The organism is Bacteroides sp. MSK.20.82 (genome assembly GCF_019052485.1).
GTDB classification, from domain to species: Bacteria; Bacteroidota; Bacteroidia; order Bacteroidales; family Bacteroidaceae; genus Bacteroides; species Bacteroides thetaiotaomicron.
In genome coordinates, this window is the sequence record NZ_JAHQUN010000035.1 from 1 (window position 1) to 20,110 (window position 20,110).

12 protein-coding genes are annotated in these 20,110 nt (G+C 41.2%); all 12 read left to right on the plus strand.

Features of this window, described 5'->3' with window-relative positions; translation table 11 throughout:
- Nucleotides 1-145 precede the first annotated feature (145 nt).
- Entirely contained in the window at nucleotides 146-1,780 is a 1,635-nt protein-coding gene (locus KTR07_RS20690) for a sialidase family protein (protein WP_016267813.1), read from the plus strand.
- Nucleotides 1,777-3,789 carry a family 20 glycosylhydrolase gene (locus KTR07_RS20695; RefSeq protein WP_008766030.1) on the plus strand — a complete coding sequence of 671 codons (2,013 nt, stop codon included), beginning with the start codon at nucleotides 1,777-1,779 and terminating at the stop codon, nucleotides 3,787-3,789. The genes KTR07_RS20690 and KTR07_RS20695 overlap by 4 nt, the downstream gene beginning before the upstream one ends.
- A gap of 14 nt (nucleotides 3,790-3,803) precedes the next feature.
- Complete coding sequence (locus tag KTR07_RS20700; protein ID WP_032841011.1) at nucleotides 3,804-5,879, plus strand: GDSL-type esterase/lipase family protein; 2,076 nt, start codon at nucleotides 3,804-3,806, stop codon at nucleotides 5,877-5,879.
- A gap of 77 nt (nucleotides 5,880-5,956) precedes the next feature.
- Nucleotides 5,957-8,551: a glycoside hydrolase family 2 protein gene (locus KTR07_RS20705; RefSeq protein ID WP_113748548.1), complete on the plus strand. Its 2,595-nt coding sequence runs from the start codon at nucleotides 5,957-5,959 to the stop codon at nucleotides 8,549-8,551.
- 38 nt (nucleotides 8,552-8,589) lie between these two features.
- Nucleotides 8,590-10,914: a glycoside hydrolase family 20 protein gene (locus KTR07_RS20710; RefSeq protein WP_008766027.1), complete on the plus strand. Its 2,325-nt coding sequence runs from the start codon at nucleotides 8,590-8,592 to the stop codon at nucleotides 10,912-10,914.
- A complete protein-coding gene (locus KTR07_RS20715) occupies nucleotides 10,914-12,989 on the plus strand; it encodes a family 20 glycosylhydrolase (RefSeq protein WP_008766026.1) in 2,076 nt (691 codons plus the stop codon). Before KTR07_RS20710 ends, KTR07_RS20715 begins: the two co-directional genes overlap by 1 nt.
- Before the next feature lie 15 nt (nucleotides 12,990-13,004).
- Complete coding sequence (gene galB / locus KTR07_RS20720) at nucleotides 13,005-15,524, plus strand: beta-galactosidase GalB (RefSeq protein ID WP_113748547.1); 2,520 nt, start codon at nucleotides 13,005-13,007, stop codon at nucleotides 15,522-15,524.
- 333 nt (nucleotides 15,525-15,857) lie between these two features.
- Nucleotides 15,858-16,412 (plus strand): UpxY family transcription antiterminator, encoded by a 555-nt coding sequence (locus KTR07_RS20725; protein ID WP_008766024.1) that lies wholly within the window; start codon nucleotides 15,858-15,860, stop codon nucleotides 16,410-16,412.
- Between the two features lie 174 nt (nucleotides 16,413-16,586).
- The gene (gene rfbA / locus KTR07_RS20730; protein WP_113748546.1) at nucleotides 16,587-17,474 is read left to right on the plus strand and encodes a glucose-1-phosphate thymidylyltransferase RfbA; all 888 of its coding nucleotides are present in this window, start codon (nucleotides 16,587-16,589) and stop codon (nucleotides 17,472-17,474) included.
- A gap of 30 nt (nucleotides 17,475-17,504) precedes the next feature.
- Nucleotides 17,505-18,074 (plus strand): dTDP-4-dehydrorhamnose 3,5-epimerase, encoded by a 570-nt coding sequence (gene rfbC, locus KTR07_RS20735; RefSeq protein WP_016267809.1) that lies wholly within the window; start codon nucleotides 17,505-17,507, stop codon nucleotides 18,072-18,074.
- A 3-nt stretch (nucleotides 18,075-18,077) separates the two neighbouring features.
- Complete coding sequence (gene rfbD / locus KTR07_RS20740; RefSeq protein WP_008766021.1) at nucleotides 18,078-18,938, plus strand: dTDP-4-dehydrorhamnose reductase; 861 nt, start codon at nucleotides 18,078-18,080, stop codon at nucleotides 18,936-18,938.
- Nucleotides 18,939-18,940: 2 nt separating this feature from the next.
- Entirely contained in the window at nucleotides 18,941-20,053 is a 1,113-nt protein-coding gene (rfbB, locus tag KTR07_RS20745; protein ID WP_008766020.1) for a dTDP-glucose 4,6-dehydratase, read from the plus strand.
- Nucleotides 20,054-20,110 lie beyond the last annotated feature (57 nt).

The window sequence follows — 20,110 nt, forward strand, 5'->3', positions numbered from 1 at the left end:
GATCACAAGAGCAAGAACGGTGGTCAGAGTGTTGACTAGTCCTACGAGAACTTGGTAAAAAACGCAAGTTTGTCGCTTTGACTGTTAAATATATGCAGAGAAAATCTTATCTTTGCCTTCGTTAAATTAACTAATACCCCCATTTATGAAAAGAAATCATTATTTATTTACCCTTATTCTCTTGTTAGGGTGCTCTATCTTTGTGAAAGCTTCAGACACCGTTTTTGTACATCAGACGCAAATTCCTATTTTAATTGAGCGGCAGGATAACGTATTGTTCTACTTTCGTTTAGATGCAAAAGAAAGCCGGATGATGGATGAGATCGTTTTGGATTTTGGAAAGAGTGTCAATCTGTCGGATGTACAGGCAGTCAAACTCTATTATGGCGGTACGGAAGCTTTACAAGATAAAGGAAAGAAGAGGTTTGCACCTGTTGACTATATATCCAGTCACCGTCCGGGGAATACATTGGCAGCAATACCGTCTTATTCGATAAAATGTGCGGAAGCCTTGCAGCCTTCTGCAAAAGTAGTTTTGAAGAGTCATTATAAGTTGTTCCCGGGGATTAATTTCTTTTGGATCAGCTTGCAGATGAAGCCGGAGACTTCTCTATTCACGAAAATAAGTTCTGAACTTCAATCAGTGAAGATCGATGGTAAAGAAGCCATTTGTGAAGAACGGTCGCCGAAAGACATCATTCATCGAATGGCAGTGGGCGTCCGCCATGCCGGTGATGACGGTTCGGCTTCTTTCCGTATTCCCGGATTGGTAACTTCAAATAAAGGAACGCTGCTTGGCGTATATGATGTCCGTTATAATAGCAGTGTCGATCTGCAGGAATATGTAGATGTCGGTTTGAGCCGGAGCACGGATGGTGGCAAAACATGGGAAAAGATGCGCCTTCCTCTTTCGTTCGGTGAATACGATGGTTTGCCTGCTGCACAGAATGGAGTAGGGGACCCTTCTATTTTGGTAGATACCCAAACGAATACAATTTGGGTTGTTGCCGCATGGACACACGGAATGGGTAATCAACGTGCCTGGTGGAGTTCTCATCCCGGAATGGATCTATATCAAACGGCACAACTGGTGATGGCAAAAAGTACGGATGACGGTAAAACCTGGTCGAAACCGATTAATATAACCGAACAAGTAAAAGACCCTTCCTGGTATTTCTTGCTTCAGGGACCGGGACGGGGAATAACAATGAGTGATGGAACTTTAGTATTCCCTACTCAGTTTATCGACTCTACCCGTGTACCTAATGCCGGTATCATGTATAGTAAAGACCGCGGAAAAACATGGAAGATGCACAACATGGCACGCACCAATACAACCGAAGCGCAAGTAGTAGAAATAGAGCCCGGAGTGCTGATGCTGAATATGCGGGATAACCGTGGAGGAAGCCGTGCTGTGGCAATTACAAAAGATCTGGGCAAGACATGGACAGAACATCCTTCCTCTCGGAAGGCCTTGCAGGAACCTGTATGTATGGCTAGTTTGATCCATGTGGAAGCTGAAGATAATGTACTTGATAAAGATATTCTTTTGTTCTCGAATCCGAATACGACCAGAGGACGCAATCATATAACTATTAAAGCTAGCCTGGACGATGGGCTGACCTGGCTTCCCGAACATCAGTTAATGCTGGATGAAGGAGAAGGCTGGGGATATAGCTGTCTGACAATGATTGATCGGGAAACGATTGGTATCTTGTATGAGAGTAGTGCAGCCCACATGACATTTCAAGCTGTAAAACTGAAAGATTTGATTCGATGAAAAGTCTTCGAATCTTTTTGGGGATTGCATTTTTATTCCATACCTTATATATATTGGGGGCAGATCATTTGCGTCTGCTTCCCCAACCTCAGCAATGTGTGCTTGCAAAAGGATATTTTATCGTGGGTAAAATGCAGCTTTCCACTCCTGTGCTTTCGCAGGAATGGAAACAGTTTGTGACGGAGATGGGAGGTACTCTGACTGATCAGTCGGCATCCTCTATCAATATAAAATTGGTTGACGCGATTGACAATGTATCTGTCAATAAGGAAGAGGCTTATCGTCTGACTATTACTCCAAAGGCAATTACTGTGGAGGCTGTAGCAGAGCGCGGAGTATATTGGGCGATGCAGACGCTATATCAACTAAAAGAAGAAAAGGGAAAGAAGATCCGCCTGCAATGTGCTACTATCACTGATTGGCCGGCTTTCCGGATTCGGGGTTTCATGCAGGATGTAGGGCGTAGCTACTTGTCTTTGGAAGAATTGAAACGTGAGATAGCCATATTATCCCGATTTAAAATCAATACCTTTCATTGGCACTTGACGGAAAATCAGGCATGGCGTCTGGAGAGTAAAATCTTTCCGATGCTGAATGACAGTACGAATATGACTCGTATGGCGGGTAAGTATTACACGTTGGAGGAAGCCAGAGAGTTGACCGAGTTCTGTAAAGCTCATCAGGTACTGTTGATTCCGGAGATTGATATGCCCGGGCATAGTGCGGCATTTATCCGTACTTTCCGTCATGATATGCAAAGTCCGGAAGGAATGAAAATCCTGAAACTCCTGCTGGATGAGATTTGTGAAACGTTTGATGTTCCATATCTCCATATTGGAACAGACGAAGTGCATTTTACTAATCCGCAGTTTGTGCCCGAAATGGTGGCTTATGTCCGTGACAAAGGGAAAAAAGTGATTTCCTGGAATCCCGGATGGAAGTATAAGGCGGGTGAGATCGACATGATGCAACTTTGGAGTTATCGTGGCAAAGCCCAACAGGGTATTCCCGCTATTGACTCCCGTTTCCATTATTTGAATCATTTTGATACGTTCGGCGATATAATTGCTCTATATAATAGTCGGATTTATAATGCAGATATGGGAAGTGATGATCTTGCCGGAGTCATTATGGGTATCTGGAACGATCGTTTAATCGACAAAGAGTGGAATATGGTTCTGGAAAATAACTTTTACCCGAATATGCTGGCTATCGCAGAGCGTTCATGGCGGGGAGGAGGAACTGAATATTTCGATAAGCAGGGAACAATTCTTCCTGTAGATGAAAACTCTGAGGTCTTTCGTAATTTTGAGGACTTCGAAAGTCGTATGTTATGGTATAAAGAGCATCTGTTTAAAGGGTATCCATTTGCCTATGTCAAACAGACTCATGTAAAATGGAACATTACAGATGCTTTTCCAAATGAGGGGGATCTGACTAAAGTTTTTCCACCGGAAGAAGAGCTGAAAGATTCATATACCTATGAAGGGAAGCAATATGGAGTGCGTCCTGCCATAGGAGCCGGTATCTATCTTCGGCACGTATGGGGTAAGATTGTGCCGGCTTTTTACAAAGATCCACAGGAGAATCATACTGCTTATGCTTACACGTATGTCTATTCTTCTAAAACACAGGAAGTAGGCTTATGGGCTGAATTTCAGAATTATGGACGTTCAGAGAATGACCTGCCGCCATTGCCGGGAAAGTGGGATTATAAAGAAAGCCGTATTTGGATTAATGATCAGGAAATACTGCCCCCGGTATGGTCTGCTACTCATCTCGTGAAAAGCTCGGAAACAGCCTTAGGTAATGAGAATTGTGTGGCACGTCCGCCACTACGGGTTCATTTGCATAAAGGCTGGAATAAGGTATTGCTGAAACTGCCTGTCGGCAAATTCTCAACGAATGAAGTACGATTGGTTAAATGGATGTTTACTGCAGTATTTGTGACTCCTGACGGCGATAAGGCCGTAGAAGGGCTGATCTATTCTCCGGAAAAGAAAATGTAATTGACTTTTATATGATGAAAAATGTATTATTGATTGTTGTTTCCATCTTGTTTATTACAGCAGCGAGTGCACAGGAAAATCGTATTAAAGTTGCCTGCATCGGGAATAGTATCACCTATGGTTATGGATTGCCCGACCGGACTACACAATCGTATCCGGTGCAATTACAGAAGATGTTGGGAGAGTCTTATCAAGTCGAAAACTTCGGCAAATCGGGTGCTACCTTGTTGAATAAAGGGCACCGGCCTTATATGCAGCAAGATGAGTATCGCAGAGCGATCGACTTTGGCGGAGATATTGTGGTTATTCATTTGGGCATCAATGATACAGATCCCCGTGATTGGTCCGATTATCGTGATTTCTTTGTGAAAGATTACATTGAATTGATCGATTCTTTTCGGGCGGCTAATTCTAAAGTCCGGATTATGATTGCCAGACTTACGCCTATTGCCGATCGGCATCCTCGTTTCCTGTCAGGGACACGTGACTGGCATGGAGAAATACAATTGGCTATTGAGAATGTGGCACGCTATACCGGAGTACAGTTGATCGACTTTCATGAGCCGTTGTATCCATACCCTTTCATATTGACGGACGCCGTACACCCTGATCCCGAAGGAGCGTTTATTATGGCTCAGACCGTATATTCCGCCATTACCGGAGATTATGGCGGACTGAAAATGTCGTTGCTTTATACAGACAATATGGTATTGCAACGGGATGTTCCGTTGACGGTTCAAGGAATTGCCAATGCCGGGGACCGGGTTACTGTAAGCATAGCCGACCGGCAAATGAAAACAAAAGCAGGTCTGAATGGAAAATGGTCGGTAACGCTGCCTCCTTTAAAGGCGGGTGGTCCTTATACCTTAAAGATCTCAACGGATGAGACGGGTTTTCAATATCAAAATGTGTTAGCGGGTGAAGTCTGGCTTTGTTCCGGTCAGTCAAATATGGAGTTTATGCTGAAACAGGCTTCGACTGCCCGAGCCGATATTCCACGTGCCGTAGATCAGCAACTTCGTTTGTATGATATGAAAGCACGTTGGCGCACAAATGCCGTCGAATGGGAGGCGAACGTACTTGATTCGTTGAATCATCTCCAATATTATAAGGATACGGAATGGAAAAATTGTACTCCGGCGACAGCTTCTGATTTCTCGGCAATTGCATACTATTTTGGTAAGATGCTAAGAGATAGTCTGAATGTTCCGGTTGGATTGATTTGCAATGCTGTTGGAGGATCACCTACAGAAGCCTGGGTAGATAGAGCTAGTTTGGAATATCAGTTTCCCGCCATTTTAAAAGACTGGACTAAAAATGATTTTATTCAGGAATGGGTGCGCGGACGGGCTGCTTTGAATATAAAAAAGTCAGCAAATAGCCAGCAGAGGCATCCATATGAGCCTTGTTATTTATATGAGTCGGGGATTCGGCCTTTGGAACAGTATCCGATACGAGGAGTAATCTGGTATCAGGGAGAATCGAATGCACATAATTGGGAAGCTCATGAAAAATTATTTAAACTGCTCGTGAATAGTTGGCGGAAGAATTGGAATGATGCCTGCCTGCCTTTTTATTATGTACAATTATCCAGTTTGAATCGCCCTTCCTGGCCTTGGTTCCGTGAGAGTCAGCGTAGAATGTTGAATGAAATTTCTCATATCGGAATGGCTGTATCCAGCGATCATGGTGATTCTCTGGATGTGCATCCTACCTGTAAGAAACCCGTGGGAGAGCGTTTGGCGCGATGGGCTTTGAATAAAACGTATCAGAAAAATGTCATTCCTTCCGGTCCTTTATTTCGTGGTGCAAACGTTCGCGGTGGGAAAGTCTTTTTATCTTTTGATTATGGAAAAGGGATGCGGAGTTCAGACGGAAAGCCTTTACAATGCTTTGAAGTAGCGGAATATGATGGTATCTATTATCCGGCAACGGCTGAGGTTGTAGGAGACCAGGTGAAGGTGTATAGTAAAGAAGTGCCAAATCCCCGCTATGTACGTTATGGCTGGCAACCTTTTACGCGGGCTAATCTGATCAATCGGGAAGGACTGCCTGCTTCGACATTTCGTGCCGAATTTTCGATGAAATGAGATATTTTGTAGCTTCAATAGGAAATATTTAACAAAAAAGCAATATCTTTACTCCGTTAATATCTAATGCCCCCACTATGATCTTAAATTTGACAGGAAAGATAGCGCCGATAGCATGTGGATTGCTATGTTGCTGTAGTATGGTTTATGCTCAAGGTAATGACACTTCGGAAGTCATGCTACTGGATACCGGTTGGGAATTTTCTCAATCAGGGACTGAAAAGTGGATGCCAGCCACGGTTCCTGGTACGGTTCATCAGGACCTGATCAGTCATGAATTACTGCCGAATCCTTTTTATGGGATGAATGAAAAGAAAATTCAATGGGTGGAGAATGAGGACTGGGAATATAGAACCTCCTTTATAGTCTCCGAAGAGCAATTGAATCGTGACGGAATCCAACTTATTTTTGAAGGTCTTGATACCTATGCAGACGTATATCTCAACGGCTCATTACTGCTGAAGGCTGATAATATGTTTGTGGGTTATACACTTCCTGTAAAATCTGTGTTGCGGAAGGGCGAGAATCACTTATATATTTATTTCCATTCACCTATTCGGCAAACGTTGCCACAATATGCTTCCAATGGCTTCAATTATCCGGCGGATAACGATCATCACGAGAAACATCTTAGTGTGTTCAGCCGTAAGGCTCCGTATAGTTACGGTTGGGACTGGGGCATCCGAATGGTGACAAGTGGTGTCTGGCGCCCGGTTACTCTTCGTTTTTACGACATAGCTACCATATCTGACTACCATGTCAGACAATTATTGCTGACAGATGAAAACGCTCGTCTGTCTAATGAACTGATTGTAAACCAGATCGTTCCTCAGAAAATTCCGGCTGAAGTAAGGGTCAATGTATCGTTGAATGGAACTACCGTTACAGAAGTAAAACAGCAGGTGACCCTGCAACCCGGGATAAATCATATCACTCTTCCTGCTGAAGTGACGAACCCTGTACGATGGATGCCAAATGGTTGGGGAACTCCGACTCTGTATGATTTCTCGGCTCAGATAGCTTGTGGAGATCGGATTGTTGCGGAACAATCTCATCGGATTGGTTTACGAACGATTCGTGTGGTAAATGAAAAAGATAAGGACGGAGAATCTTTTTATTTTGAAGTCAATGGCATACCGATGTTTGCCAAAGGAGCTAATTATATTCCTCAGGATGCACTGCTGCCTAATGTTACTACGGAACGCTATCAGACTTTGTTCCGTGACATGAAGGAGGCCAATATGAATATGGTTCGTATATGGGGCGGTGGGACATATGAGAATAATCTTTTCTATGACCTTGCCGATGAGAACGGGATACTTGTCTGGCAGGATTTTATGTTTGCGTGTACCCCTTATCCATCCGATCCTACTTTCTTGAAACGGGTAGAGGCGGAGGCTGTTTACAATATTCGCCGTCTTCGGAATCATGCCTCTTTGGCGATGTGGTGTGGCAATAATGAAATACTGGAAGCTCTGAAATATTGGGGCTTTGAGAAGAAGTTTACTCCGGAGGTTTATCAAGGATTAATGCATGGCTATGATAAACTGTTCCGTGAGCTGTTGCCTTCAATGGTTAAAGAATTTGATTCGGGTCGTTTTTATGTGCACAGTTCGCCTTATCTCGCTAACTGGGGGCGTCCGGAGTCATGGGGGACAGGAGACAGTCATAATTGGGGAGTCTGGTACGGAAAGAAGCCATTTGAGTCTTTAGATACCGATTTGCCGCGTTTTATGAGTGAATTTGGTTTCCAGTCATTTCCGGAAATGAAAACCATTGCTGCTTTTGCTGCTCCTGAAGATTATCAGATTGAGTCTGAAGTGATGAATGCGCATCAGAAGAGTAGTATTGGTAATTCGTTGATCCGTACTTATATGGAACGTGATTATATCATTCCCGAAAGTTTCGAGGATTTTGTGTATGTCGGATTAGTCTTGCAAGGACAGGGGATGCGGCATGGATTAGAAGCTCACAGACGCAATCGTCCTTATTGTATGGGGACATTGTATTGGCAGTTGAACGACAGTTGGCCGGTAGTATCCTGGTCAAGTATTGATTATTATGGTAATTGGAAGGCATTACATTATCAGGCAAAGCGTGCTTTTACACCGGTCTTGATCAATCCTATACAGCAGAATGACAGTTTGAGTGTTTATCTGATCTCAGACCGGCTTGATACAATGGAGCAAATGACATTGGAAATGAAAGTCGTGGATTTTGATGGAAAAACGCTGGGTAAGAAGATACAAGTACATTTGTTGGAAGTTCCGGCAAATACTTCAAAATGTGTTTATCGTGCAAAACTGGATGGCTGGCTGACTCCCGAAGACTGCCGACGTAGCTTCTTGAAATTGATACTCAAAGATAAATCGGGACATCAGGTGGCTGAGAGCGTCCATTTTTTCAGAAAGACGAAAGATTTGCAACTTCCTCCGACATCAGTATCCTATCAAATGAAGCAGACGGATGGTAAATGTGAATTGACTCTCTTTTCATCAATGTTGGCAAAAGATATTTTTATTGAGACTCCATTGCAAGGAGCCCGTTACAGTGACAACTTCTTTGATCTCTTACCCGGAGAACGTAAGAAAGTAATTATCACTTCTCCCCGGATAAAGAAGGGAGAAGAATTACCTGTCAATGTCAAGCATATTCGAGAAACCTATAAATAAAACTAATTTATTAACTACTAACACCTAATTTTTATTTTATGAAACAACTCCTAAAATTAACAGGATGTGTGGCACTGGCAGGACTGATGAGCTCTTGTGGCTCGGTACAAGAAGAAGCCAATTATCAGATTATCCCATTGCCACAAGAAATTGTAACATCGCAAGTAAACCCCTTTATTTTGAAAAGCGGTGTGAAAATCCTTTATCCGGAAGGAAATGAGAAGATGCAGCGTAATGCGCAATTTTTGGCTGATTATCTGAAGACTGCAACCGGAAAAGACTTTTCGATTGAAGCCGGAACTGAAGGTAAAAATGCTATAGTGCTGGCGTTAGGCTCAGAAGTAGAAAACCCTGAATCTTATCAGTTGAAAGTCACCGATCAAGGTGTCACGATAACTGCCCCTACAGAAGCCGGAGTTTTCTATGGTATTCAGACTTTGCGTAAATCATTGCCTATTGCTTTGGGTGCTGATGTAGCATTGCCTGCTGTTGAAATTAAGGATGCTCCTCGTTTCGGTTATCGTGGTGCACATTTCGATGTTAGTCGTCATTTCTTCACAATTGATGAAGTGAAGACTTATATTGATATGCTGGCTTTGCACAACATGAACCGTTTGCACTGGCATATCACTGACGATCAGGGATGGCGTCTGGAAATCAAGAAATATCCGAAGTTGACGGAAATAGGTTCTCAAAGATCGGGAACGGTCATCGGACGTAACTCCGGTGAATATGACAATACACCCTATGGTGGATTCTATACACAGGAACAGGCTAAGGAAATTGTAGATTATGCCGCAGAACGTTATATCACTGTTGTTCCTGAGATTGACCTTCCGGGACACATGCTGGCTGCCCTTGCCGCTTATCCGGAATTGGGTTGTACCGGTGGACCGTATGAAGTTTGGAGACAATGGGGAGTAGCTGATGATGTACTTTGTGCCGGCAACGATCAGGTTCTGAAATTCCTGGAAGATGTATATGGCGAATTGATTGAAATCTTCCCTTCAGAGTATATCCATGTAGGTGGTGACGAATGTCCGAAGGTAAGATGGGAGAAATGTCCGAAATGTCAGGCACGTATCAAAGCGTTGGGCTTGAAATCGGATAAGAATCATAGTAAGGAAGAACGTTTGCAGAGTTTCGTTATCAATCATATAGAGAAGTTCCTGAACGATCACGGACGTCAGATTATCGGTTGGGATGAGATTCTCGAAGGCGGACTTGCTCCTAATGCAACAGTTATGTCATGGCGTGGCGAAAGTGGAGGTATTGAAGCTGCCAAGCAGAAACATGATGTGATCATGACCCCGAACACTTATCTGTATTTTGATTATTATCAGGCTAAAGATACTGAGAATGAACCTTTCGGTATCGGAGGTTATTTGCCGATGGAAAGGGTGTACAGCTATGAGCCGATGCCGGCTTCCCTTACTCCGGAAGAACAGCAGTATATAAAAGGTGTACAGGCTAATCTCTGGACAGAATATATTGCTACTTTCTCTCATGCTCAATATATGGTCTTGCCTCGTTGGGCTGCTTTGTGTGAAGTCCAGTGGTCAACACCTGATAAGAAGAACTACGAAGATTTCTTGTCTCGTCTTCCACGACTGATTAAGTGGTATGATGCAGAAGGATATAATTATGCAAAGCACGTATTTGACGTAAAAGCAGAATTTACTCCGAATCCGGCTGATGGTACTTTAGACATTACACTTACTACAATTGACAATGCGCCAATCCACTACACGCTAGATGGTACAGAGCCGACTAGTACTTCTCCCGTTTATGATGGCGCTTTGAAGATTAAGGAAAATGCAGACTTCTCGGCTATAGCTATTCGCCCTACTGGAAATAGTCGTGTCGTTTCTGAGAAAATCGATTTCAGTAAATCAAGCATGAAGCCGATTGTTGCTAATCAGCCGGTGAATAAACAATATGAGTTCAAAGGTGTCTCTACGTTGGTAGATGGCTTGAAAGGAAATGGTAACTATAAAACCGGACGCTGGATTGCATTTAGAGGAAATGATATGGATGTGACTATTGATCTCAAACAACCAACAGAGATTTCAAGCGTTGCCATTTCTACTTGCGTAGAGAAGGGAGATTGGGTTTTTGATACAAGAGGACTCTCTGTAGAAGTTTCAGAAGACGGCACAAACTTCACGAAAGTGGCATCTGAAGCTTATCCTGCAATGAAGGAAACTGATAAAAATGGTGTTTATGACCATAAACTAACATTTACACCTGTAACTGCACAATATGTGAAAGTTATAGCTTCACCCGAGAAAAGTATTCCGGAATGGCATGGTGGTAAGAGTTATCCAGGCTTTTTATTTGTAGACGAAATCACAATTAATTAATGAATATAAGAAAGAGATACACTAAAGTTTGTCTTTTCTTATGGGTAATCGGGATGTGTCTTTGTGCACATCCCATTAATGCACAGTCCGTAATTCCTGTTCCCTTAAAGATGGAACAGGGTACGGGCTCTTTTTTACTCTCTGAAAAAACAAAGCTTTATACAAACTTACAAGGAGAAGAAGCTATTCTTCTGGGCGACTATCTGAAAACTGCATTACCTGTACAATTTAAGGAAGGGAAAAAGAAAGATAAACAGAATGTCTTGTCTTTATTGATAACAGAAAAGAATCCTCAGTTGGTGTCACCGGAAAGTTATATATTATCCGTTACTCCTGAACATATTCTGATTCAGGCTTCTTCCGGTGCTGGGTTGTTTTATGGAATTCAGACACTGTTGCAATTATCTCAGCCTTCGGGCACGGGTTATTCTATAGTTTCTGTTGAAGTACAGGATACCCCTCGTTTTGCTTATCGTGGGATGATGCTGGATGTCTCCCGCCACTTCTTCTCTAAAGAATTTGTGAAGAAACAGATAGACGCATTGGCATTTTATAAACTAAACCGTTTGCATTTGCATTTGACGGATGCGGCAGGATGGAGACTTGAAATAAAGAAATATCCTTTATTGACGGAATTTGCCGCCTGGCGTACTGATGCCAACTGGAAGAAGTGGTGGAATGGCGGACGGAAATATCTCCGTTTTGATGAGCCTGGTGCTTCCGGTGGTTATTATACTCAGGATGACATGAAGGAGATTATTGCATATGCGCAGCAGCATTATATCACAATCATTCCTGAAATCGAGATGCCTGCTCATTCAGAAGAAGTATTGGCTGCTTATCCGCAACTCTCCTGTTCGGGTGAACCTTATAAAAACGCAGATTTTTGTGTTGGAAATGAAGAAACATTCACTTTCTTAGAAAATGTGCTTACTGAAGTAATGGAGCTTTTTCCATCGGAATATATTCATGTAGGAGGCGATGAGGCTGGTAAGGCGGCTTGGAAGACTTGTCCGAAATGTCAGAAAAGGATGCAGGATGAACATCTTTCTAATGTAGACGAGCTACAAAGCTATCTGATTCATCGTATTGAACTGTTTCTGAATGCACATGGACGTAAGTTGCTGGGTTGGGATGAAATTCTTCAAGGTGGTCTGGCTCCTAATGCTACTGTAATGTCATGGCGTGGCGAAGAGGGAGGTATTGCTGCTGTCCGTTCCGGTCATCAGGCAATTATGACTCCCGGTCAATATTGTTATTTGGATAGTTATCAGGATGCTCCGTATTCTCAGCCGGAAGCCATCGGAGGATATTTGCCATTGGAGAAGGTTTATTCATATAATCCGGTTTCAGATTCTTTAACTGTAGAACAGGCAAAACTTGTTTATGGTGTGCAGGCAAATCTATGGGCAGAATATATCCCCACTCCGGAGCATATGGAATATATGATATATCCTCGTATCCTTGCTTTGGCAGAAGTGGCTTGGTCGGCTTCCGAACGTAAATCATGGACAGACTTTCATAATCGTGCATTGAAAGCAGTTGATGATTTGCAAGCGAAAGGATATCATACTTTTGATCTTAAAAATGAGATAGGAAGTCGTCCGGAGTCTTTGAAGCCGATAAGTCATTTGGCTGTGGGGAAAAAGGTGATTTATAATGCTCCGTATAGTCCTCACTATCCTGCGCAGGGAAATACAGCTCTTACTGATGGTATTCGTGGCGACTGGACTTATGGAGATGGATCCTGGCAAGGTTTTATCGATAAAAAGCGATTGGATGTTACCATTGATATGGGTACGGAAACTGCTGTCCATTCTGTCTCTGCTGATTTTATGCAAGTGGTAGGGGCAGAGGTCTTTTTGCCTGAATCTGTTACTATTTCCATTTCTGATGATGGAGCAAACTTCACAGAATTGAAACAATATACTTTTGAAGTAAATAGAAAAGAAGCTATTAAATTTATTAGTATTTCATGGGAAGGCAGTGCTGAAGGACGGTATATACGTTATCAGGCTCGTGCCGGAGAAGAGTTTGGCGGATGGATATTTACAGATGAAATAGTAGTGAAATAATCAGATGTATAATTTATGACTATAAATATTAGATACTTATTAGGAATAGCCCTCCTTTTTTCTTTCTCTGTGATCAGTGCACAAGTACGAACCTCGTATACTTTTGAGAAAGGGTGGAAGTTTACACGTGAAGATAATGCTGATTTTATTCAGCCTGACTATAATGATATCAAGTGGCAATCTGTGGTAGTACCCCATGACTGGGCTATTTATGGACCTTTTGGTATAGATAATGACAGGCAATTGACAGCCATTGCGCAAGACGGACAAAAAGAAGCGATGGAACATGCCGGACGTACAGGTGGTCTTCCTTTCGTCGGAGTGGGTTGGTATCGGCTGAATTTTGATGCTCCCTCTTTTGTCAAAGGGAAAAAGGCTACATTAATTTTTGACGGAGCTATGAGCCATGCTCGTGTGTATATTAACGGTCAGGAGGCTGGTTATTGGCCTTATGGATACAATACCTTTTATCTGGATGTAACTCCCTATCTGAAAGAGGGGACAAAGAATACTTTAGCTGTTCGTCTGGAGAATGAGACAGAATCTTCCCGTTGGTATCCGGGAGCCGGACTTTACAGAAATGTACATCTGGTAGTAACGGAAGATGCTCATATTCCGACATGGGGTACACAGTTAACTACTCCGGTAGTGAAGGATGATTATGCGAAAGTGAATATAAAAACGACTTTGGTCGTACCTTCCGGAAAACAGTTTGATGCATACCGTATAGTGACTGAACTTAAAGATAAGGATGGAAAAGTAATAACTACTGATGAAAAACAAGGTTCCCGTTTTGATGATAATATCTTCAGTCAGGAACTTGTTGTTAGTCGTCCGGCTTTATGGAGCCCGGAAACTCCTGTTCTTTATCAGGCTGTCTCTAAAGTCTATGAAGGCAATATACTGAAGGATGAATATACAACATCTTTCGGTATTCGTACTATTGAGGTCATTCCCAATAAGGGCTTTTTCTTAAATGGAAAGAGAACTTCATTCAAAGGCGTATGCAATCATCATGATCTCGGCCCCTTGGGAGGCGCTGTGAATGATGCTGCTATTCGTCGTCAGATTCGTATTTTGAAAGATATGGGTTGTAATGCGATTCGTACTTCTCATAATATGCCTGCTCCTGAGTTAATCAGAGCTTGTGATGAGATGGGAATGATGGTGATGGCGGAATCGTTTGATGAATGGAAGGCTATGAAGGTTAAGAACGGCTATCGTCATGTTTTTGACGAATGGGCAGTAAAGGATTTGACGAACTTGCTACGTCATTATCGTAATAATCCGAGTGTGGTGATGTGGTGCATCGGAAATGAGGTTCCCGAACAATGGGATGGAAATAAAGGACCTAAGATGTCTTATTTTCTACAGGAACTTTGTCATCGTGAAGATCCGACACGTCCTGTCACACAGGGGATGGATGCGCCGGATGCTGTAGTCAATAATAATATGGCGGCAGTAATGGATATTGCGGGATTTAATTATAGGCCACATAAATATCAGGAGAATTATAAAAAACTTCCTCAACAGATAGTCTTGGGTAGTGAGACTGCTTCTACGGTTAGTTCGCGTGGAGTATATAAATTCCCTGTTACCCGCCAATGGATGAAGAAATATGACGATCATCAGTCTTCCTCTTATGATGTGGAGTCTTGTTCATGGTCCAATCTGCCTGAGGATGATTTTATTCAGCATGAGGACTTACCTTATTGCATAGGAGAGTTTGTTTGGACAGGATTCGATTATCTGGGTGAACCGACTCCCTATTATACAGATTGGCCCAGTCATTCTTCACTATTTGGAATTATCGATTTAGCAGGGCTGCCCAAAGACCGTTATTATCTCTATCGTAGTCACTGGAATAAAGAACAGGAAACACTTCACATTCTTCCTCACTGGAATTGGGAAGGACGAGAGGGAGAGATAACTCCTGTCTTTGTATATACCAACTATCCTTCAGCCGAATTATTCATCAACGGAAAGAGCCAAGGGAAACGTACCAAAGACCTTTCCGTAACCATTGATAATAGTGCTGACTCTGTTTCCATCATGAACTTGAAACGTCAGAGCCGTTACCGCCTGATGTGGATGGATACAAAATATGAGCCAGGCACGGTGAAAGTCGTGGCTTATAATGCTGACGGGAAAGCTGTAGCTGAAAAAGAACTCCATACAGCCGGTAAACCGGATCATATTGAATTGGTAGCTGATCGTAATGTAATCAAGGCGGATGGAAAAGATCTATCTTTTGTGACAGTGCGAGTGGTAGATAGAGACGGTAATTTGTGTCCGGATGCCTCACATGAAATCAGTTTCAAAGTGAAGGGAGAGGGTAGTTACCGTGCAGGAGCTAATGGTAATGCAGCTTCCTTGGAATCTTTCCAGCGTCCGAAGATGAAAGTCTTCAGTGGTATGATGACTGCTATTGTATCTTCGACAGAGCAGCCAGGCAAAATAACCCTTGAAGCTACGGGTAAAGGCTTGAAAAAAGGAGTCTTAATCATTGAAAGCCGTCAGGAAGCTAAGAAGTAAGAAATATCGTTGTAATATGTGTAATTCCTCTAAGTGTTTCATTGCGATACACTTAGAGGAATTTTTGTTTAAGCAGGCAGGAGTTTAACATCTTTGCAGGCAAAATAAAAGCTGTAAAAGTATGTTCTTTTATTAAATTGTATTACTTTTGCATCGTTTTAGTACTGTATCCGTTTCTCTATGAACCTTGGTTCTTATATGGAGATAAGATAAAAAGGCTAAATCCTTAAGAGATGCGCTACTGCTTCATAAATGGATTTCATTTGTGAAAGTCAGGGCGCTTTTGTCTTTTAAGTAAGTGATGAAATAAAAAACAAGGGGTAATGGGTGATAATGAATGATTTGGACAAAGAACGACAAACAGAGGGAAGGAAGGCATGGTATGCTGTACAAACCTTCTATTGTAAAGAAGAACATTTGGGGAAATATTTGGAAAAAAAAGGGGTAAATTATTTTATTCCGATGCGATATATTGAGCATGAGACGCTTGATGGTAAAAAGCATCGGAAACTGACTCCAGCTGTACACAATCTGCTGTTTATCGAGAAAGAATTTACGGAAAAAGAACTATTAGAAAGGGTAAAAGATTGTACTATACCTTTTTTGCTTGTTCGTGACCGGAGTACACGGCGGTGTTATGAGATTCCAGACTGTGAGATGTTGGAATTCCGTGCCGTATGCGATCCTAATTATAAAGGAACTCTTTATGTCGATACAGTAACAGCAGAAGCCCGTCCCGGACAAGCAGTTCGGGTGATCCGTGGCCCGTTTGCCGGACTTGAAGGCAAACTCACGCAATACAAGAAGAGCTATTACGTAGTTGTTACGTTAGCTACTATCGGCGTCATGCTACATATTCCCAAGTGGTATTGCGAAAAAATCAACTAATCATAACATTACGATCATCTGCTCAACACCTTGTTGTCGGACACTTCATGTTTGACCTTTAGAACTGTTTTTTTAATCTCGGAAGGTAATCTATTTATTTAATAAAATATTCATTTTTTTGAGTGGAAGGATATATACCCTGCCACTCAAATCTTGAGTACTAATAACAAGTCAATGAAAGGAATTGTTTTAGCCGGTGGTTCAGGTACTCGTTTGTATCCGATCACAAAAGGAGTGAGCAAACAACTGCTCCCTATCTTTGATAAGCCAATGATTTATTATCCTATTTCGGTATTGATGTTGGCTGGTATACGTGAGATTCTGATAATTTCGACTCCTTATGATCTTCCGGGCTTTAAACGTCTTTTAGGAGATGGCTCAGATTATGGTGTACATTTTGAATATGCAGAGCAACCTTCTCCGGATGGATTAGCCCGAGCATTTATTATCGGAGAAGAATTTATCGGTAACGATTCCGTTTGTCTGGTACTAGGTGATAATATTTTCTATGGTCAGGGTTTCACCCATATGCTGAAAGAAGCTGTGCATACTGCAGAAGAAGAGAATAAAGCTACTGTTTTCGGATACTGGGTTGCCGATCCTGAACGTTATGGTGTTGCTGAATTTGATAAAATAGGGAATGTTCTGAGTATAGAAGAAAAACCTGTTCAGCCAAAATCTAATTATGCAGTAGTCGGTCTTTATTTCTATCCGAATAAAGTGGTGGAAGTAGCTAAAAATATCACGCCGTCATTGCGTGGTGAATTAGAGATTACGACAGTGAATCAGCAATTCCTGAATGATCAGGAACTTAAAGTGCAGCTGCTAGGTCGTGGATTCGCTTGGCTGGATACAGGAACTCATGATTCTTTATCCGAAGCCAGTACTTTTATTGAAGTTATTGAGAAACGTCAAGGGTTGAAGGTAGCATGCTTGGAAGGTATTGCCTTACGTCATGGATGGATTACTACTGATAAAATGCGCGAACTGGCCCAGCCTATGCTAAAGAATCAGTATGGACAATATTTGTTAAAGGTAATTGATGAGTTAACACAGAAATAAACTTAATATTTAATTTTCAAAATAATCACAGTGGAAGTTATTAAAACAGCTATAGAAGGTGTGTTCATTATTGAACCTCGTTTGTTTAAGGATGATCGTGGCTATTTCTTCGAATCTTTCTCGCAACGGGAATTTAATGAGAAAATTCGTAAAGTGAATTTTGTACAAGATAATGAGAGTAAGTCTGGTTATGGGGTGCTACGAGGTTTACATTTTCAGAAGCCTCCTTATGCACAAAGTAAATTAGTTCGTGTTATTAAAGGTGCTGTTTTGGATGTTGCGGTAGATATTCGCAAAGGCTCACCAACGTTTGGAAAGTATGTATCTGTAGAACTGACAGAAGATAATCATCGTCAATTTTTTATTCCTCGTGGTTTTGCTCATGGATTCAGTGTGCTGACGGATGAAGTTATTTTTCAATATAAATGTGATAATTTCTATGCTCCGCAAAGTGAAGGGGCTTTGGCATGGGATGATCCTGATTTGGGTATTGATTGGAGAGTTCCGGCAAATGAGATTGTTTTGTCTGAGAAGGATAATCATCATGAATTATTGAAAGATGCTTCTTGGTTGTTTAACTATAATGAAAGTCTATATTAAATAATGAATATTCTAGTAACTGGAGCTAATGGGCAGCTTGGTAATGAAATGCGATGCATAGCAGCTACAAGTTTGAATAATTATATATTTACTGATGTTGCAGAGTTGGATATTACAGATTTAGATGCTATTCGTAATATGATACATTTGGATAATATAAAGGTAATTGTTAACTGTGCTGCTTATACGAATGTAGATAAAGCAGAAGATGATTATGATATGGCAGACTTATTGAATAATAAAGCTGTAGAGAATTTGGCTATTGCTGCAAAAGAAGTTAATGCTACTTTAATTCATATTTCGACTGATTATGTATTTCAAGGTGATAAGAATATGCCATGTGGAGAAGACTGTGAAACTAATCCTTTAGGTATTTATGGTAAAACAAAAAGAGCAGGAGAACAAAGCATCCAACGTGTGGGCTGTAATTATTTGATTTTTCGTACAGCTTGGCTGTATTCTCAATTTGGTAAGAATTTTGTTAAGACTATGCGACAGTTAACCGCTGATAAAGATAAATTGAGAGTTGTTTTTGATCAGATTGGTACACCTACATATGCAAAAGATTTGGCTGATATTATTTATAGAGTGATTGAGGGGGATCAATATCACAAACAAGGTATCTATCATTTCAGTAATGAGGGTGTTTGTTCATGGTATGATTTTGCTAAAGAAATCTGTGAATTGAGTGGAAATAGTTGTGATATTCAACCTTGCCATAGTGATGAATTTCCTAGTAAAGTAAAACGTCCTCATTTCTCAGTATTAGATAAAACAAAATTGAAGCTGGCTTTTGGTGTAGAGATTCCTTATTGGAAAGATTCTCTTGTGAAATGTATTAATGAACTTAAAGAAAATAATTAATCATGAAATTCTCAAGAAATATAATGATCACTGGTGGTGCTGGTTTCATTGGTAGTCATGTTGTCCGTCTGTTTGTGAATAAATATCCCAGCTATCGTATTATCAATTTGGATAAATTGACTTATGCTGGAAACTTAGCTAATCTGAAAGATATTGAAGATAAGCCTAATTATGTTTTTGTAAAGGCTGATATCTGTGATTTTGAAAAAATGATAGAGTTGTTTAGTGAGTATAAGATAGATGGGGTTATTCACTTGGCAGCTGAAAGTCATGTAGATCGTAGTATTAATGATCCTTTTACTTTTGCTCGTACGAATGTAATGGGAACCCTTTCTCTGCTTCAAGCGGCTAAATTAACTTGGGAGTCTCTTTCTGAAGGTTATGAAGGCAAGCGTTTTTATCATATATCTACAGATGAAGTTTATGGTGCATTGGATTTAACGAATCCTAGTGGCAATAAGGACGGTAGGGGACCTTATGGTCATGATTTTTTTAAGGAAACCACGAGGTATAGTCCACACAGTCCGTATTCTGCTTCTAAAGCAAGTAGTGATCATTTTGTACGTGCTTTTCACGACACTTATAATATGCCTACAATTGTAACGAATTGTTCCAATAATTATGGCCCTTACCAATTTCCTGAAAAACTTATACCATTATTCATCAATAATATTCGCTGTCGTAAACCATTGCCCGTGTATGGCAAAGGAGAAAATGTTCGTGATTGGTTGTATGTAATCGACCATGTTCGGGGCATTGATCTTATTTTTCACAAAGGTAAAATAGCAGAGACATATAATATTGGTGGGTTCAATGAATGGAAGAATATAGATATTATTAAGGTTCTTATTAAAACTGTTGATAGGTTACTAGGTTATCCCGAAGGTTATTCCTTAGATTTAATTACATATGTTTCTGATCGAAAGGGGCACGATCTACGCTATGCAATTGACTCCGCTAAGCTGAAACAAGAGTTAGGCTGGGAGCCGAGTTTGCAGTTTGAAGAAGGTCTCGAAAGGACTGTGAGATGGTATTTAGATAATGAGGTATGGATGGACAATGTGACAAGTGGTGATTATCAGGAGTATTACGATTCCATATATAGGAATGAATGAATATTCTCTTTTATATAGAGCCTTTTTATTCACATAATAATTAAAGTACTAATATGA

Bases quoted from the DNA above. Each gene is read 5' to 3' on its own strand.
- KTR07_RS20725 (WP_008766024.1), top strand. From the start codon at position 15,858: ATGAATGATTTGGACAAAGAACGACAAACAGAGGGAAGGAAGGCATGG.
- galB (WP_113748547.1), top strand. From the start codon at position 13,005: ATGACTATAAATATTAGATACTTATTAGGAATAGCCCTCCTTTTTTCT.
- rfbA (WP_113748546.1), top strand. From the start codon at position 16,587: ATGAAAGGAATTGTTTTAGCCGGTGGTTCAGGTACTCGTTTGTATCCG.
- rfbB (WP_008766020.1), top strand. From the start codon at position 18,941: ATGAAATTCTCAAGAAATATAATGATCACTGGTGGTGCTGGTTTCATT.
- KTR07_RS20710 (WP_008766027.1), top strand. From the start codon at position 8,590: ATGAAACAACTCCTAAAATTAACAGGATGTGTGGCACTGGCAGGACTG.
- KTR07_RS20715 (WP_008766026.1), top strand. From the start codon at position 10,914: ATGAATATAAGAAAGAGATACACTAAAGTTTGTCTTTTCTTATGGGTA.
- rfbD (WP_008766021.1), top strand. From the start codon at position 18,078: ATGAATATTCTAGTAACTGGAGCTAATGGGCAGCTTGGTAATGAAATG.
- KTR07_RS20705 (WP_113748548.1), top strand. From the start codon at position 5,957: ATGATCTTAAATTTGACAGGAAAGATAGCGCCGATAGCATGTGGATTG.
- KTR07_RS20690 (WP_016267813.1), top strand. From the start codon at position 146: ATGAAAAGAAATCATTATTTATTTACCCTTATTCTCTTGTTAGGGTGC.
- KTR07_RS20695 (WP_008766030.1), top strand. From the start codon at position 1,777: ATGAAAAGTCTTCGAATCTTTTTGGGGATTGCATTTTTATTCCATACC.
- KTR07_RS20700 (WP_032841011.1), top strand. From the start codon at position 3,804: ATGAAAAATGTATTATTGATTGTTGTTTCCATCTTGTTTATTACAGCA.